At 68.6% G+C, this 14,257-nt stretch carries 15 protein-coding genes; 6 read left to right on the top strand and 9 right to left on the bottom strand.

Going from position 1 to position 14,257, the window contains the following annotated elements; genetic code table 11:
* Positions 1 to 40 precede the first annotated feature (40 nt).
* The 5 genes from OG373_RS20450 (at position 41) to trxA (ending at position 4,891) form a co-directional block, all read left to right on the top strand.
* On the top strand, positions 41 to 1,765 hold the full coding sequence (locus OG373_RS20450) for a protein kinase family protein (protein WP_405439540.1): 1,725 nt from the start codon (positions 41 to 43) through the stop codon (positions 1,763 to 1,765).
* Between the two features lie 25 nt (positions 1,766 to 1,790).
* Complete coding sequence (gene sigM, locus OG373_RS20445; protein ID WP_397732767.1) at positions 1,791 to 2,486, top strand: RNA polymerase sigma factor SigM; 696 nt, start codon at positions 1,791 to 1,793, stop codon at positions 2,484 to 2,486.
* Positions 2,483 to 3,403 carry an anti-sigma factor family protein gene (locus tag OG373_RS20440; protein WP_405439538.1) on the top strand — a complete coding sequence of 307 codons (921 nt, stop codon included), beginning with the start codon at positions 2,483 to 2,485 and terminating at the stop codon, positions 3,401 to 3,403. The genes sigM and OG373_RS20440 overlap by 4 nt, the downstream gene beginning before the upstream one ends.
* A gap of 128 nt (positions 3,404 to 3,531) precedes the next feature.
* Positions 3,532 to 4,491, top strand: a complete 960-nt coding sequence (gene trxB, locus OG373_RS20435) for a thioredoxin-disulfide reductase (protein WP_397732765.1) — start codon at positions 3,532 to 3,534, stop codon at positions 4,489 to 4,491.
* 61 nt (positions 4,492 to 4,552) lie between these two features.
* Complete coding sequence (trxA, locus tag OG373_RS20430) at positions 4,553 to 4,891, top strand: thioredoxin (RefSeq protein WP_189972522.1); 339 nt, start codon at positions 4,553 to 4,555, stop codon at positions 4,889 to 4,891.
* Between the two features lie 70 nt (positions 4,892 to 4,961).
* On the opposite strand, the gene OG373_RS20425 is transcribed toward trxA, so the two are convergent.
* The 9 genes from OG373_RS20425 to rpmH all read right to left on the bottom strand — a co-directional run bounded on the left by OG373_RS20425 (position 4,962) and on the right by rpmH (position 11,441).
* Positions 4,962 to 5,579 carry a GNAT family N-acetyltransferase gene (locus OG373_RS20425; RefSeq protein ID WP_397732764.1) on the bottom strand — a complete coding sequence of 206 codons (618 nt, stop codon included), beginning with the start codon at positions 5,577 to 5,579 and terminating at the stop codon, positions 4,962 to 4,964.
* Between the two features lie 102 nt (positions 5,580 to 5,681).
* Positions 5,682 to 6,770 carry a ParB/RepB/Spo0J family partition protein gene (locus OG373_RS20420; RefSeq protein ID WP_384504940.1) on the bottom strand — a complete coding sequence of 363 codons (1,089 nt, stop codon included), beginning with the start codon at positions 6,768 to 6,770 and terminating at the stop codon, positions 5,682 to 5,684.
* Positions 6,767 to 7,855 (bottom strand): ParA family protein, encoded by a 1,089-nt coding sequence (locus tag OG373_RS20415; protein WP_405439535.1) that lies wholly within the window; start codon positions 7,853 to 7,855, stop codon positions 6,767 to 6,769. The genes OG373_RS20420 and OG373_RS20415 overlap by 4 nt, the downstream gene beginning before the upstream one ends.
* A 286-nt stretch (positions 7,856 to 8,141) precedes the next feature.
* Positions 8,142 to 8,858, bottom strand: a complete 717-nt coding sequence (gene rsmG / locus OG373_RS20410) for a 16S rRNA (guanine(527)-N(7))-methyltransferase RsmG (protein ID WP_397732761.1) — start codon at positions 8,856 to 8,858, stop codon at positions 8,142 to 8,144.
* Between the two features lie 136 nt (positions 8,859 to 8,994).
* The gene (locus tag OG373_RS20405; protein ID WP_030755362.1) at positions 8,995 to 9,507 is read right to left on the bottom strand and encodes a R3H domain-containing nucleic acid-binding protein; all 513 of its coding nucleotides are present in this window, start codon (positions 9,505 to 9,507) and stop codon (positions 8,995 to 8,997) included.
* 15 nt (positions 9,508 to 9,522) lie between these two features.
* A complete protein-coding gene (yidC, locus tag OG373_RS20400; RefSeq protein WP_397732760.1) occupies positions 9,523 to 10,626 on the bottom strand; it encodes a membrane protein insertase YidC in 1,104 nt (367 codons plus the stop codon).
* A gap of 3 nt (positions 10,627 to 10,629) precedes the next feature.
* Positions 10,630 to 10,911 carry a membrane protein insertion efficiency factor YidD gene (gene yidD, locus OG373_RS20395; RefSeq protein ID WP_075970728.1) on the bottom strand — a complete coding sequence of 94 codons (282 nt, stop codon included), beginning with the start codon at positions 10,909 to 10,911 and terminating at the stop codon, positions 10,630 to 10,632.
* Positions 10,908 to 11,282: a ribonuclease P protein component gene (gene rnpA / locus OG373_RS20390; protein ID WP_405439533.1), complete on the bottom strand. Its 375-nt coding sequence runs from the start codon at positions 11,280 to 11,282 to the stop codon at positions 10,908 to 10,910. Before rnpA ends, yidD begins: the two co-directional genes overlap by 4 nt.
* Before the next feature lie 21 nt (positions 11,283 to 11,303).
* Complete coding sequence (rpmH, locus tag OG373_RS20385) at positions 11,304 to 11,441, bottom strand: 50S ribosomal protein L34 (RefSeq protein WP_008741645.1); 138 nt, start codon at positions 11,439 to 11,441, stop codon at positions 11,304 to 11,306.
* Between the two features lie 100 nt (positions 11,442 to 11,541).
* On the opposite strand from rpmH, the gene dnaA reads away from it, so the two are divergent.
* Complete coding sequence (gene dnaA, locus OG373_RS20380; protein ID WP_405439531.1) at positions 11,542 to 13,575, top strand: chromosomal replication initiator protein DnaA; 2,034 nt, start codon at positions 11,542 to 11,544, stop codon at positions 13,573 to 13,575.
* The last annotated feature ends 682 nt before the right edge of the window (positions 13,576 to 14,257 follow it).

The raw sequence follows: 14,257 nt of genomic DNA, 5'->3' as shown, positions 1-14,257 counted from the left end.
TGGCTTTCAGCGCGCAACGGATGGGGAGGCAGGAACGACGGTGGCGGAACGTAGCACGGCTGCCGTCGACGTGGCCGACAACAGCGGCGATGAGCCGCTGACCGCTCAGGCGGCACAGGCCACGTCCGACGGGGTGGACACCCAGAACGGACGAGCCGCGGACGGACCCATGCCCGACAAGGACGGCGAACGCACCAACCCGGCCCCTGCGGCCGCACCCGAACTCCACAGCGGTCACAAGCTCGCCAGACGCTACCGGCTGGAAGAGTGCGTCACCCGTGTGGACGGATTCAGCAGTTGGCGCGCGATGGACGAGAAGCTGCGCCGGGCCGTGGGCGTGCACCTGATGCCTGCCGACCACGCGCGGGCACGCTCCGTCCTGGCCGCAGCGCGTTCCTCCGCCCTCCTGGGCGACCCGCGGTTCGTGCAGGTCCTCGACGCCGTGGAGGAGAACGACCTCGTCTACGTCGTCCACGAGTGGCTGCCCGACGCCACCGAACTCACCGCGCTCCTCGCGTCGGGCCCGCTGGAGGCCCACGAGGCCTACCAGCTCGTCAGCCAGGTCTCCCAGGCCATGGCCGCCGCCCACCGCGAAGGGCTCGCCCATCTGCGGCTGACGCCCAGCGCGATACTGCGCACCTCCACCGGCCAGTACCGCATCCGCGGCCTCGCCGTGAACGCCGCCCTGCGCGGCATCACCAGCGAGACCCCGCAGCGGGCCGACACCGAGGCCATCGGCGCCCTCCTGTACGCCGCGCTCACCCAGCGCTGGCCGTACGAGAGCGACGCGTACGGCCTCACCGGCCTGCCCAAGGGCGTGGGCCTGATCGCCCCCGACCAGGTACGCGCCGGTGTCCACCGCGGCCTGGGCGAACTCGCCATGCGCGCACTCGCCAACGACGGGGCCACCGCCTCCCGTCAGGAGCCCGCCTGCACCACCCCCGACGAGCTGGCCAAGGCCGTGGCCTCGATGCCCCGCATCCGGCCTCCGGAGCCCGCCTTCACCGCTCCGCCGGAGTACCAGCACACCACCTACCAGCAGGGCAGCTACGGCCGTCCCACGCCTCCCGGCGCGAACACAGTCCAGAGCCGGCCCGTCGCGCCTCCGCCGCCCCCGCTGCAGAGCCGTACCGGCCGGGCCCTCAAGTGGGGCGTCGCCGCCCTGCTGATCGCCGCCCTCGGCCTGGGCAGCTGGCAGCTGGCCGACACCCTCCTGGAGCGCGGTACCCAGAAGGGCAACAGCGGCACCAGCAACAACACCAACACCGGCACCGACGACAGCGGGGAGAAGAAGGAGCCGACCCCCCTGACGATCTCCGGTGCCCAGGAGTACGCCCCGGACGGCAAGCCGCAGAATGCCGAGAACGTCTCGAACACGTACGACGGGAACCCCGCCACCTACTGGCGTACCAAGAGCTTCTACGACGGCCCCGAAGTGAAGATCAAGGACGGCCTCGGCATCGTCTACGACCTCGGGTCCGAGCAGGAGGTCAATGGGGCCTCGATAGCGCTGAAGTTCGGCGGCCCGCACACGACCCTCAGCCTGTACGCCACCGACTCCAAGTCTCCCAAGGGCTCCGTCGGCTCCATGACGAAGATCGCCGGAACCAGGACCTCGGAGACCGCCCTCCAGCTGACTGCCGAGAAACCGGTCAAGACGCGGTACGTGCTCGTGTGGATCACCGCCATGCCGCACGCGCCCCTCGACGACTTCAGCGATCCGGGATACAAGCAGGCCATCACGGACGTGAAGTTCACGGGCTGACCGCAGGACCGGGAGGGGCTCATCGTTGAACGACACGACGCCCGGCGCATGCAGTGACCAGGAACTCCTGGCTCTGCATGCCGCCGGTGATCCCGATGCCTTCGGTGAGATCGTGCGGCGGCACCGCGACCGGCTGTGGGCCGTGGCCCTGCGGACCCTCGGCGATCGCGAGGAGGCCGCGGACGCCGTGCAGGACGCCCTGGTCAACGCCTACCGGGCCGCCCACACCTTCCGCGGGGAATCCGCCGTCACCACCTGGCTGCACCGGATCACCGTCAATGCCTGCCTGGACCGGGCCCGCAAGGCCGCCTCCCGCAGGACCGCGCCCCTCGACGACACGGACCGCCTGGAGCGCCTCCTGGAGCCCCACGAGTCCGCGGAGGCCCCCGCCGAGCGCCAGGACCTCCACCGCGAGCTCCTGGCCGCCCTGAGCACCCTCCCGGCCGATCAGCGGGCCGCGCTGGTCCTCGTCGACATGCAGGGGTACCCCGTCGCCGAGGCCGCCCGGATGCTCGATGTCCCCACCGGAACCGTGAAGAGCCGGTGCGCGCGGGGCCGGGCGAAACTCGTACCGCTCCTCACTCATCTGCGCACGAATGCCGGGGATAACACGGACACCGAGCGGGGAAGGAACCGGACGCCGGGCCCGCCCGTCCCACCAGCGGCAGAACCCCGGCATTCAGACCCAGACGCTGTGAAGGGCGGAGGTGGACGACCGTGAGCCCCACAACCGGCACGACCGGCACGATCCGGCACCCGGACGTCTCGGAGATCTCCGACCTCACCGAAGGTCTTCTCTCGCCGTCCCGGACCGCCGAGGTCAGCCGCCACCTCGACGAGTGCGCCCTGTGCGCCGATGTCCGCGCCTCCCTGGAGGAGATCCGCTCCCTCCTCGGCACCCTCCCGGGCCCGGCCCGGATGCCCGCCGACATCGCGGGTCGCATCGACGCGGCCCTCGCCGCGGAGGCTCTCCTCGACTCCACGCAGCCGCAGGCCCGGGCCGTCTCTGCCGACCGCCCCCGCACGCCGCACCGCGATGTTTCACGTGAAACATCTCCCGCCGGTCACCCGACCGGCCCAACGGGACCCGGGCGCCGTCGCGCGCGCCGCAGGATCGTCGTCCTCACGGGTCTGGCCGGAGCCGCCGCCTGCGCCCTGGGGCTGTTCCTGTTCGGCGACTTCGCGGGCACGCCCGCCCACGACACCGCCACCCGTGGCGAGGCGTCGGACTCCGCCGAACAGCCGTCCGTCGCCTCCGGCGGCCGCAACTACACGGCTCAGGGCCTCCAGGACAACGTCCGGCAGCTCATCGCGGCCGGCCAGGGCGCCAAGACCACCCCCGAAGAGGGGAACAACACGCTCGGGCTGGAGAACACCAGCCCCGCTCCCGGGGTCGCTCCCGGCGACAAGCGGGTGACGCCTTCCCTGCCGAGCTGCGTCCAGGAGGCCACCGGTCGCCCCGACACCCCGGTCGCGGCCGAACGCGGCAGCTACCAGGGCACCTCCGTCTATCTCGTCGTCCTGCCCCACCCGGCCGACTCCGCTCGCGTGGACGCCTACCTCGTCGACACCGCGTGTGAGCGGAGCGCTTCAGGAGCCCCCGGGAAGGTCCTCCTGACGAGCACCTATCCCCGATAGCCGGGGCGTTCGGGGCCGTAGTGGGCCGGGCGGGGAATGCATGCGCCGTAGGATCCGTTGGGTGGGGTGAGAGTCCGCACCGGCCCCCGGTAGGCAGTACGCAGTCCGCAGAGACGAGGAAGAAACCCGTGAGCGACGTTCGAAACGTGATCATCATCGGCTCCGGGCCGGCCGGTTACACCGCCGCCCTGTACACCGCACGCGCTTCGCTCAAGCCCCTGGTCTTCGAAGGTGCCGTCACCGCAGGTGGCGCGCTGATGAACACCACCGAGGTGGAGAACTTCCCGGGCTTCCAGGACGGCATCATGGGCCCGGACCTCATGGACAACATGCGGGGTCAGGCCGAGCGCTTCGGTGCCGAGCTGGTTCCGGACGATGTCGTGTCCGTGGACCTCAGCGGTGAGATCAAGACCGTCACCGACACCGCCGGCACCGTGCACCGCGCCAAGGCCGTCATCGTCACCACCGGCTCCCAGCACCGCAAGCTCGGTCTGCCGAACGAGGACGCCCTCTCCGGCCGCGGCGTCTCCTGGTGCGCCACCTGCGACGGGTTCTTCTTCAAGGACCACGACATCGCCGTGGTCGGCGGCGGCGACACCGCGATCGAGGAGGCCACCTTCCTCTCCCGGTTCGCCAAGTCCGTCACGATCGTCCACCGTCGCGACAGCCTGCGCGCCTCGAAGGCCATGCAGGACCGCGCCTTCGCCGACCCGAAGATCAAGTTCGCCTGGGACAGCGAGGTTTCCGAGATCCACGGCGAGCAGAAGCTCTCCGGCCTCACCCTGCGCAACACCAAGACCGGTGAGACCTCCGAGCTGCCCGTGACCGGCCTCTTCATCGCCGTCGGCCACGACCCGCGCACCGAGCTCTTCAAGGACCAGCTGGACCTCGACGACGAGGGCTACCTCAAGGTCGAGGCCCCCTCCACCCGGACCAGCGTCACCGGCGTGTTCGGCGCCGGCGACGTCGTGGACCACACCTACCGTCAGGCCATCACGGCAGCGGGCACCGGCTGCTCCGCGGCCCTCGATGCCGAGCGCTTTCTCGCCGCCCTCGCGGACGCCGAGAAGGCCCACGCAGCGGTCTGATCCCCGCTTCGCCCCGTCCCGCCCCACCCCACACCCCGCAGGAAAGAAGAAGGAGGCCGCTGTGGCCGGCACCCTCAAGAATGTGACCGACGACGACTTCGATGCCGAGGTCCTCAGGAGCGACAAGCCCGTGCTGGTGGACTTCTGGGCCGCCTGGTGCGGACCCTGCCGCCAGATCGCGCCGTCCCTCGAGGCGATCGCCGCCGAGCACCCCGAGATCGAGATCGTCAAGCTCAACATCGACGAGAACCCGGCCACGGCTGCGAAGTACGGCGTCATGTCCATCCCGACGCTCAACGTCTACCAGGGTGGCGAGGTCGCCAAGACCATCGTCGGTGCGAAGCCGAAGGCCGCCATCCTGCGCGACCTCGCCGAGTTCGTCGAGGTCAAGACCGCCTGACGGCAATCGACGTTTCACGTGAAACGGGGTCGCCCCCTGCATGGGGGCGGCCCCGTTCCGCGTCCCGCGCTCACAGCGGCCGCAGCGCCGGCTCCTTGCGAGCCGCTCCCAGCAGGCGGTCCAGCGCCAGCTCCACGTCTTCCTTCCACGACAGCGTCGAGCGGAGTTCCAGCCGCAACCGTGGATGCACAGGGTGGGGCCGGACCGTCTTGAAGCCCACCGCGAGCAGGTGGTCGGCGGGCAGCAGGCACGCCGGGCCCTCCCAGTGCGCGTCCCCGAAGGCCTCGATCGCCCGGAAGCCCCGCCGCAGCAGGTCCTTCGCCACCGTCTGGACCATCACCCTCCCCAGCCCCTGGCCCTGATACCCCGGCATGATCCACGCGGTGATCAGCTGCACGGCATCAGGTGAGACCGGGCTGGTGGGAAAGGCGGTGGCACGCGGGACGTACGCCGCCGGCGCGTAGAGGACGAAGCCCACCGGAACATCGTCCACGTAGACCACTCGGCCGCAGGATCCCCATTCCAGGAGGACGGCGGAGATCCACGCCTCCTTCTCCTGAGCCGGAGTACCCGCCTTCACCGCGGCCTCGCCGCTGACCGGGTCCAGTTCCCAGAACACACAGGACCGGCAACGACGGGGCAGGTCCTGGAGGTTGTCCAGCGTGAGCGGTACCAGCCGACGACCCATGAACGCATCGTATCCACTGGTCGATCGTTCTTCGACAGCAAAGCGAAGGGGCGGACCGCGCCGGTTCGCACCGTCGCGATCCGCCCCTCGGCGGCCCGGGGATCACTCCCCGGTGAGACCCTGATCCAGTACCCGGCCCTCGCCCGGCGCCAGCGTTCCCAGAATCCGCTCCAGATCCTCCATCGAGGCGAACTCGACGGTGATCTTGCCCTTCTTCTGGCCCAGATCCACCTTCACCCGCGTCTCGAACCGGTCCGACAGTCGAGTCGCCAGCTCGCTGAGCGCCGGAGCCACCCGGGCACCCGCACGCGGACCCTTCGGCTTCACCCCACTCGACGGCTCCGAGGCCATCAGCGTCACGATCTCCTCGACCGCACGCACCGACAGACCCTCGGCCACGATCCGGTGCGCCAGCTTGTCCTGCTCCTCGGAGTCCTCCACCGAGAGCAGCGCACGCGCGTGCCCGGCCGACAGCACACCAGCGGCCACCCGGCGCTGCACCGAAGGGGACAGTTTGAGCAGCCGCAGCGTGTTCGACACCTGGGGACGCGAGCGCCCGATCCGGTCGGCCAGCTGGTCGTGGGTGCAGTTGAAGTCCTTGAGCAGCTGGTCGTAGGCCGCGGCCTCTTCCAGCGGGTTCAGCTGAGCCCGGTGCAGGTTCTCCAGGAGCGCGTCCAGCAGCAGCTTCTCGTCGTCCGTCGCCCGGATGATCGCCGGAATGGCCTCCAGCCCGGCCTCGCGGCAGGCGCGCCAGCGCCGCTCACCCATGATCAGCTCATAGCGGCCGGGAGCCGACTGCCGCACCACCACCGGCTGGAGCAGGCCCACCTCCTGGATGGAGGTCACCAGCTCGGCCAGCGCGTCCTCATCGAACACATCGCGCGGCTGGCGCGGGTTCGGCGTGATCGCGTCCATCGGGAGCTCGGCGAACGTCGCCCCCGCCACCACATTGGTCTCGGCCTCGGGCTCCGGCTCGGCCACCGGGACGACCGCGAGCGATGTTTCACGTGAAACATCGGCTTGTACGAGGGAAGCGAGCTTCGCCGCCGCGACCCCCCGCTCCGAAGCCAGCGTCGGCACCGCCGACGGAGACGTCGAGCCGGCGCTGATCACCGGCGGCGTCTTCTCCTGCGGGGCCGCGGGGATCAGCGCACCGAGCCCCCGCCCCAGGCCTCTACGTCGCTCACTCACTGGATCCCCTCCGCCACATTCTGCGTGCTGTTCATGCCCGGGCCCAGATGGGCGTGCCGAGCGTCGTACTGCATTCCGACCCCCCGATACGCGATCTCTCGCGCTGCCTCCAGATAGGAGAGGGAACCACTGGAACCCGGGTCGTACGTGAGCACCGTCTGCCCATAGCTCGGTGCCTCGGAAATACGCACCGACCGGGGGATGCTCGTCCGCAGCACCTCCTTGCCGAAGTGGCTGCGCACCTCCTCCGCCACCTGCGAGGCCAGCCGGGTCCTGCCGTCGTACATCGTCAGCAGGATGGTCGACACATGGAGCGTCGGGTTGAGGTGGGCCCGCACCAGATCGACGTTGCGCAACAGCTGGCCCAGACCCTCCAGCGCGTAATACTCGCACTGGATCGGGATCAGCACCTCCGCGCCGGCCACCAACGCGTTCACCGTCAGCAGCCCGAGCGAGGGCGGGCAGTCGATCAGGATGTAGTCGAGAGGCTGGTCGTACGCCTGGATCGCCCGCTGGAGGCGGCTCTCTCGCGCGACGAGCGACACCAGCTCGATCTCCGCACCCGCCAGATCGATCGTGGCCGGAGCACAGAAGAGCCCCTCCACGTCCACCACCGGCTGGACGACCTCCAGCAGAGGCCGACTGTCCACGAGCACGTCGTAGATCGAGGGCACATCGGCATGGTGGTCGATCCCCAGCGCTGTGGACGCGTTGCCCTGCGGGTCGAGGTCGACCACCAGGACGCGTGCGCCGTGCAGGGCCAGCGAGGCCGCCAGGTTCACGGTCGTCGTGGTCTTACCCACGCCGCCCTTCTGGTTGGCCACCACGATGACCCGCGTCTGGTTCGGCCGGGGCAGCCTCTCTCCGGCGCGCCCCAGCGCCTCGACCGCCTGCTGGGCGGCTCGGCCGATGGGGGTGTCGTTGTCTACAAGAGGCGGAGGCAATGTTTCACGTGAAACATCCTCACCCGCCGATTCAGAGCGGGGACCGGGGACCGGATCGGCCATCGGCCCCGCGAGGTTGGCGTCGGACCGCACGGTGTCACTCTCCTCGACATCAGGCTCGCGATGAACAGAGCCTGCCATGTCACCCGGGTCGCGAACCAGCGGGGCCCGTACTCCTGTGGATGAATCCACCGTTGTGGACAACTCCGTCCCCCTTGCGTCCTTGCGGTTGAGGGGGGACGCGGCCGCACGACCGCGGCTGATGATTCCGTGCAGCAGAGAGCGACGTTTCACGTGAAACACGATGCCCGGACAGTGCCCGGACAGGGTCTTCGGGCCGCTACGACACTCCGAAATCCATACCTATAGGGCCCAACACGGATGAAATTTCCGTGCGGGCCCTGGTCCGCAGAGAATCAGACGACCATCACCGGCGGCGCCGGGTACGTCCCACCCGGGCTGCCTTAGCCCGCTTGGCCGCGAACCTCACCCCGCCGGGGCTCTCTCCCACCTCGACCCGCACCACCGTCGTCAGCGGATCCACCAGACCCTCGCCGACCTGGAGCACCGAGGTCTTCACCACACCCAGCTTCGCCAGCGCCGTCTTCGCCGACACCAGCTCCTCGTCCGCGGTGTCGCCCTTCAGCGCCAGCATCTCGCCGTACGGGCGCAGCAGAGGCACGCCCCAGCCGGCCAGCCGGTCCAGCGGGGCCACCGCCCGCGCCGTCACCACGTGCACCGGTTGGAGCTTGCCCAGGACCTCCTCGGCCCGCCCGCGCATCACCGTGACGTGGTCCAGGCCCAGCAGCTCCACGGCCTCCTGGAGGAAGGTCGTCCGCCGCAGCAGCGGTTCGAGCAGCGTGATCTTGAGATCCCGGCGCACCAGGGCGAGCGGGATACCGGGCAGCCCCGCGCCCGAGCCCACGTCGCACACGGTGACGCCCTGGGGCACCGCCTCCGACAGCACCGCGCAGTTCAGCAGGTGCCGCTCCCACAGGCGCGGCACCTCACGCGGCCCGATCAGGCCCCGCTTGACTCCTGCGTCCGCCAGCAGCTCCGCGTACCGCACAGCTTCCGGGAAAAACTCACCGAACACCGCGCGCGCCTCTTCAGGCGCCGGGGGAAGCTCAGCTGCCTCCGTCACGGGGACCGTCCTTCCGTACGCATGGTTCTGAAGAACCACGTCTTCAAGGTGAAGCGTCGTTCGCCTGTCAGGCCAGGCTGACAAACATCGGCCCCGCCTGCGACACAGACGGGGCCGAACACATCTCGTCGGGCGATCAGGCCGGAAGCACAACGACGAAGCGCTGCGGCTCCTCGCCCTCGGACTCGCTGCGCAGACCGGCGGCCGCCACCGCGTCGTGGACGACCTTCCGCTCGAACGGGGTCATCGGAGCCAGCTTCAGCGGCTCGCCGGACGCCTTCACGTCCGCCGCGGCCTGGGCGCCCAGCGCCGCCAGCTCCTCGCGCTTCTTCGCACGGAACCCGGCGATGTCCAGCATCAGCCGGCTGCGGTCCCCGGTCTCCCGGTGCACGGCGAGGCGGGTCAGCTCCTGCAGAGCCTCCAGAACCTCACCGTCGCGGCCCACGAGCTTCTGCAGGTCGCGGCCGGCCGAGTCACTGACGATCGACACCGCGGCCCGGTCGGCCTCGACGTCCATGTCGATGTCGCCGTCCAGGTCGGCGATGTCCAGCAGACCCTCGAGGTAATCAGCCGCGATCTCACCCTCCTGCTCAAGGCGGGTCAGGGTGTCGCCACTCTCAGCGGCGGCGGTGGTGGTGCCTTCCGTCACGGGAGGGACTCCTTCTTACTTCTTGGGAGAGGGCTTGCTGGGCGTCTGACGCTGCGACTTCGACTGGCGCTTCGGCTGCTGGCGCTTCGCCGCACCGCCGCTCGCCGCATCCGAGTCTGCCGTGGCCTCGGAACTCTTGATCACACTGCCGTCGGGCTGGGCCGCCAGGCCCTGCTTGGTGAGGGCGGTGATGAACTTGCGCTCGTTGTCGTTGCGGTCCGGACCCTTGGCAACGATCGCCGCGACGATCTTCTTCTTGCTCCGGCCCTTCACGTCACCGTGCGAGCTGATGTGCTTCAGCAGGCGGGTCAGGTACTGGTCCTGCGCCTTGCTGCCCGGCGTCGGGTTCTGGTTGATCACGTACATCTGCTGACCCATGGTCCACACGTTCGTGGTCAGCCAGTAGACGAGGACACCGACGGGGAAGTTGATGCCCATGACCGCGAAGATCACGGGGAAGATGTACATCAGCATCTTCTGCTGCTGCATGAACGGCGTCTTGACCGAGAGGTCCACGTTCTTCTGCATCAGCTGACGCTGGGTGTAGAACTGCGACAGCGACATCAGGATGATCATGATGGCGGTGACGATGCGCACATCGGTGATCGAGGCGTCCAGGCTCGCGGCCTTGGCGGCGCTGTCGGTGAACTTCGCCGCCAGCGGAGCACCGAAGATGTGGGCCTGACGCGCGCTGGCCAGCAGCGGACCGTCGATGTAGCCGATCTCTTTGCCGCTCGCGATGCTGGAGAGCACGCTGTAGAGGGCGAAGAAGAACGGGGACTGCGCCAGGATGGGAAGGCACGAGGAGAGCGGGTTGGTACCCGTCTCCTTGTACAGCTTCATCATCTCTTCGGACTGACGCTGCTTGTCGTTCTTGTAGCGCTCCTGGATCGCCTTCATCTTCGGCTGGAGCGCCTGCATGCCCCGCGTCGCCTTGATCTGCTTCACGAAGAGCGGGATCAGGCAGATACGGATCAAGACCACCAGGGACACGATGGACAGGCCCCAGGCCCACCCGCTGTCCGGCCCGAAGACCGCACCGTAGAGCGAGTGGAACTGGACGATGATCCAGGAAACGGGTGTGGTGATAAAGCTGAACAGACCGGCGATCGTGTCCACTAATCAGGCTCCTTGAGCATTGCGAGATCTACGCAACGCACTGCGCAGCTGCTCGTGCCAACGCGGGCGTTTACGGGGTGGGACATGGTCCACACCACCCGGGGACCACGGATTGCACCGCAGGATCCGCCAGGCGGTCAGAACCGTCCCCTTCACCGCACCATGCCGGTCGATGGCCGTGTACCCGTAGTGCGAACACGACGGGTAGTAGCGGCACACCGGCCCGAGCAGCGGACTGATCGTCCACTGGTACAGCTTGATCAAAGCGAGCAGCGGGTACTTCATCGAGCCACGCCTCCCAGGAGCCGCACCAGAGCGGCATCCAGGTCCCGGGCCAGCTCGTCGGGGCCGGCATCGCCCGCTCCGGGCAACGCTCGTACCACCACCAGGCTACCGGCGGGCAGCTGTGGCAGCCGCTCGCGGACCAGATGGCGAAGACGGCGCTTCACCCGGTTACGTACGACGGCATTGCCGACAGCTTTGCTGACGACGAAACCCGCACGCGTCGAGGGATCGATCTCCCCCGGCTCGTGCGGGTCCGTTGCACCGCTTGTACGTAGGTGGACGACGAGGAGCGGGCGACCAGCCCGGCGACCTCGGCGTACCGCGCTCGCGAAGTCCTCGCGCCGCCTCAGCCGATTTTCGGGAGACAGCACGACGTCACGACCTGCGTGTTGTTACGCGGAAAGGGCGGCGCGGCCCTTGCCACGACGGTTCGCGAGGATCGCGCGACCGGCACGGGTACGCATCCGCAGGCGGAAGCCGTGGGTCTTGGCACGACGGCGGTTGTTCGGCTGGAAGGTGCGCTTGCTCACTCGGGGGCTCCAGAGAATGAATCGTTGTGGCGGGACATCGCCTGGCTGTCACCGTGCGCCCACGAGGAAACTCGCGTGTTCGCCCGAGTGGCACCGCTAAATGATCACTAACAGTGACCTTCGCCCATCGGTAGGCAGGCGGCAGCAGCCATCGACAACTCGACCTCGTTACGGTACGCGCGGCTACGCCATCCGGTCAAACCGAGTCGACGTGGCCCCACACTGTGCACAGGCTGTGGACAACGACTTGAACCGTACCCGCTGGCCTGACTACCGTTGCCTGACCCCGGATTTTTTGTCCCGACCGTCCCAAAGAACCACACATTCGTGGGACCCCTGTGAGAGAGCGTGCTCTGTGGCTGACGTACCTGCCGATCTTGCCGCAGTGTGGCCAAGGGTGCTCGAGAAGCTCCTCGGGGAGGGACAGCCGGGGATCGAACCGAAGGACAAGCAGTGGGTCGAACGCTGTCAGCCCCTGGCACTCGTCGCCGACACCGCACTGCTCGCCGTCCCCAACGAATGGGGCAAGCGCGTCCTCGAAGGGCGCCTCGCCCCACTGATCAGTGACGCGCTGAGCCGGGAGTGCGGCCGCCCCATCCGGATCGCGATCACGGTGGACGACTCCGCCGGCGAGCCCGCGCCCCCCTCCCCGCCCCAGCAGCAGGGCGGCTACGAGCCCTACGGCGGCCAGCGCCCCGGCGGCGGCAACGGCGACGACCAGCTCCCCACCGCCCGCCCCGCCTACCCGGACTACCAGCAGCAGCGCCCCGAGCCCGGCGCCTGGCCCCGCGGCGGCCAGCAGGACGACTACGGCTGGCAGCAGCCGCGCCTCGGCGGTTTCCCCGAGCGCGACCCGTACGCCTCCCCGCAGCCGGGCTACATGCAGCAGTCCGAGCCCTCCGGCTACGACCAGGGTTCCTACGAACAGCAGAAGTACGAGCAGCAGAAGTACGAGTCCCAGCAGCAGCACCAGGGCCACCAGTACGAGCAGCAGAACTACGAGCCCCAGCAGTACGAGCAGCCCGCGCCGCGCCAGGCCCCGGGCCGGCCCGCGGCGCCCCCGTCCCCGTCCGGCGCTTCCACCTCGGGCCCGCTGGAGCCGACCGCGCGGCTGAACCCCAAGTACCTCTTCGACACCTTCGTCATCGGCGCCTCCAACCGCTTCGCGCACGCCGCCGCGGTGGCCGTGGCCGAGGCGCCGGCGAAGGCGTACAACCCCCTCTTCGTCTATGGGGAGTCGGGCCTCGGCAAGACGCACCTGCTGCACGCCATCGGGCACTACGCGCGGAGCCTCTACCCCGGCACCCGGGTGCGGTACGTGAGCTCCGAGGAGTTCACCAACGAGTTCATCAACTCAATCCGCGACGGCAAGGGCGACGCGTTCCGCAAGCGCTACCGCGAGATGGACATCCTGCTGGTCGACGACATCCAGTTCCTCGCGAGCAAGGAGTCGACGCAGGAGGAGTTCTTCCACACCTTCAATACGCTCCACAACGCCAACAAGCAGATCGTGCTCTCCTCCGACCGGCCGCCCAAGCAGCTGGTCACCCTGGAGGACCGGCTCCGCAACCGCTTCGAGTGGGGCCTGATCACCGACGTCCAGCCGCCCGAGCTGGAGACCCGTATCGCGATCCTGCGCAAGAAGGCGGTCCAGGAGCAGCTCAACGCCCCGCCGGAGGTACTGGAGTTCATCGCCTCCCGCATCTCGCGCAACATCCGCGAGCTGGAGGGGGCGCTGATCCGGGTCACGGCCTTCGCGAGCCTGAACCGGCAGCCGGTCGACCTGGGCCTGGCCGAGGACGTCCTGAAGAACCTGATCCCGGGCGGCGAGGACAGCGCACCCGAGATCACCGCCTCCGACATCATGGCGGCCACCGCCGACTACTTCGGGCTGACCGTGGACGACCTGTGCGGCTCCTCGCGCAGCCGGGTGCTGGTCACTGCCCGGCAGATCGCCATGTACCTGTGCCGGGAGCTCACCGACCTGTCGCTGCCCAAGATCGGGGCGCAGTTCGGCGGCCGCGACCACACGACCGTCATGCACGCGGACCGCAAGATCCGCGCTCTGATGGCCGAGCGCCGCTCCATCTACAACCAGGTAACCGAGCTCACGAACCGCATCAAGAACGCCTGAGCGGCGCCCCCGACACCCGGTTCGGGGCCGCTCCAGGGCCCCTTCAAACACATTCAGAGGGCGCTCCCGGTCCACAACGGGGGCGCCCTTCTTCGTTCGCGCGCCCCTGACCTGTTCGAATACGCCCCCGCGGGAGCAACTCATCCACAGATTGGGAGACTTTCTTCCGTCCACACCCTGGGGACGCTCCGTGTCGCCCACAATCTGTCCACAGGGGTGCGGGGTGAGTCTCCATCAGGGCAGGTCAGCCCCCTGTGGAATTGTGCACAAAGACTGTCCACAGGCTGTGGACAAATATTTTGTCCACAGCACTGTCCACGGCGTTGTCCACCGTCGGCCCACAGGTTTCCACCTCCTGTGCACAGGATCCGATGTCTTCTCCACACCCTTGTCCACTGTTCGGCAACACACCACCCCCTCTCACCGCCCGGAGTGAAAGCCGTCACACGGATGTAGACGTTTGGGTTGTGGAGTACCGGGGGAAAGCTGGGGACACACCTGTGGAGTAGTCGGGGTCCCCTGGGGACAGCCTGTGCAGAACTTTTCGTTCTCCACAGAGACACGGGGTTGTCCACCGGTGTCACCCACAGGGTCGGTGGATAAAAAACCGGGGTTGACCTGCGAGAACGGGCTTATCCACCGTTTCCACAGGCCCTACTACTACCCCCATAGAGAGTTAGGC

Origin of the sequence: Streptomyces avidinii (assembly GCF_045161815.1) — a bacterium.
GTDB classification, from domain to species: Bacteria; Actinomycetota; Actinomycetes; order Streptomycetales; family Streptomycetaceae; genus Streptomyces; species Streptomyces avidinii.
The sequence above is the reverse complement of the archived record's forward strand: the minus strand, read 5'-3'. Positions and strand labels throughout refer to the sequence as shown.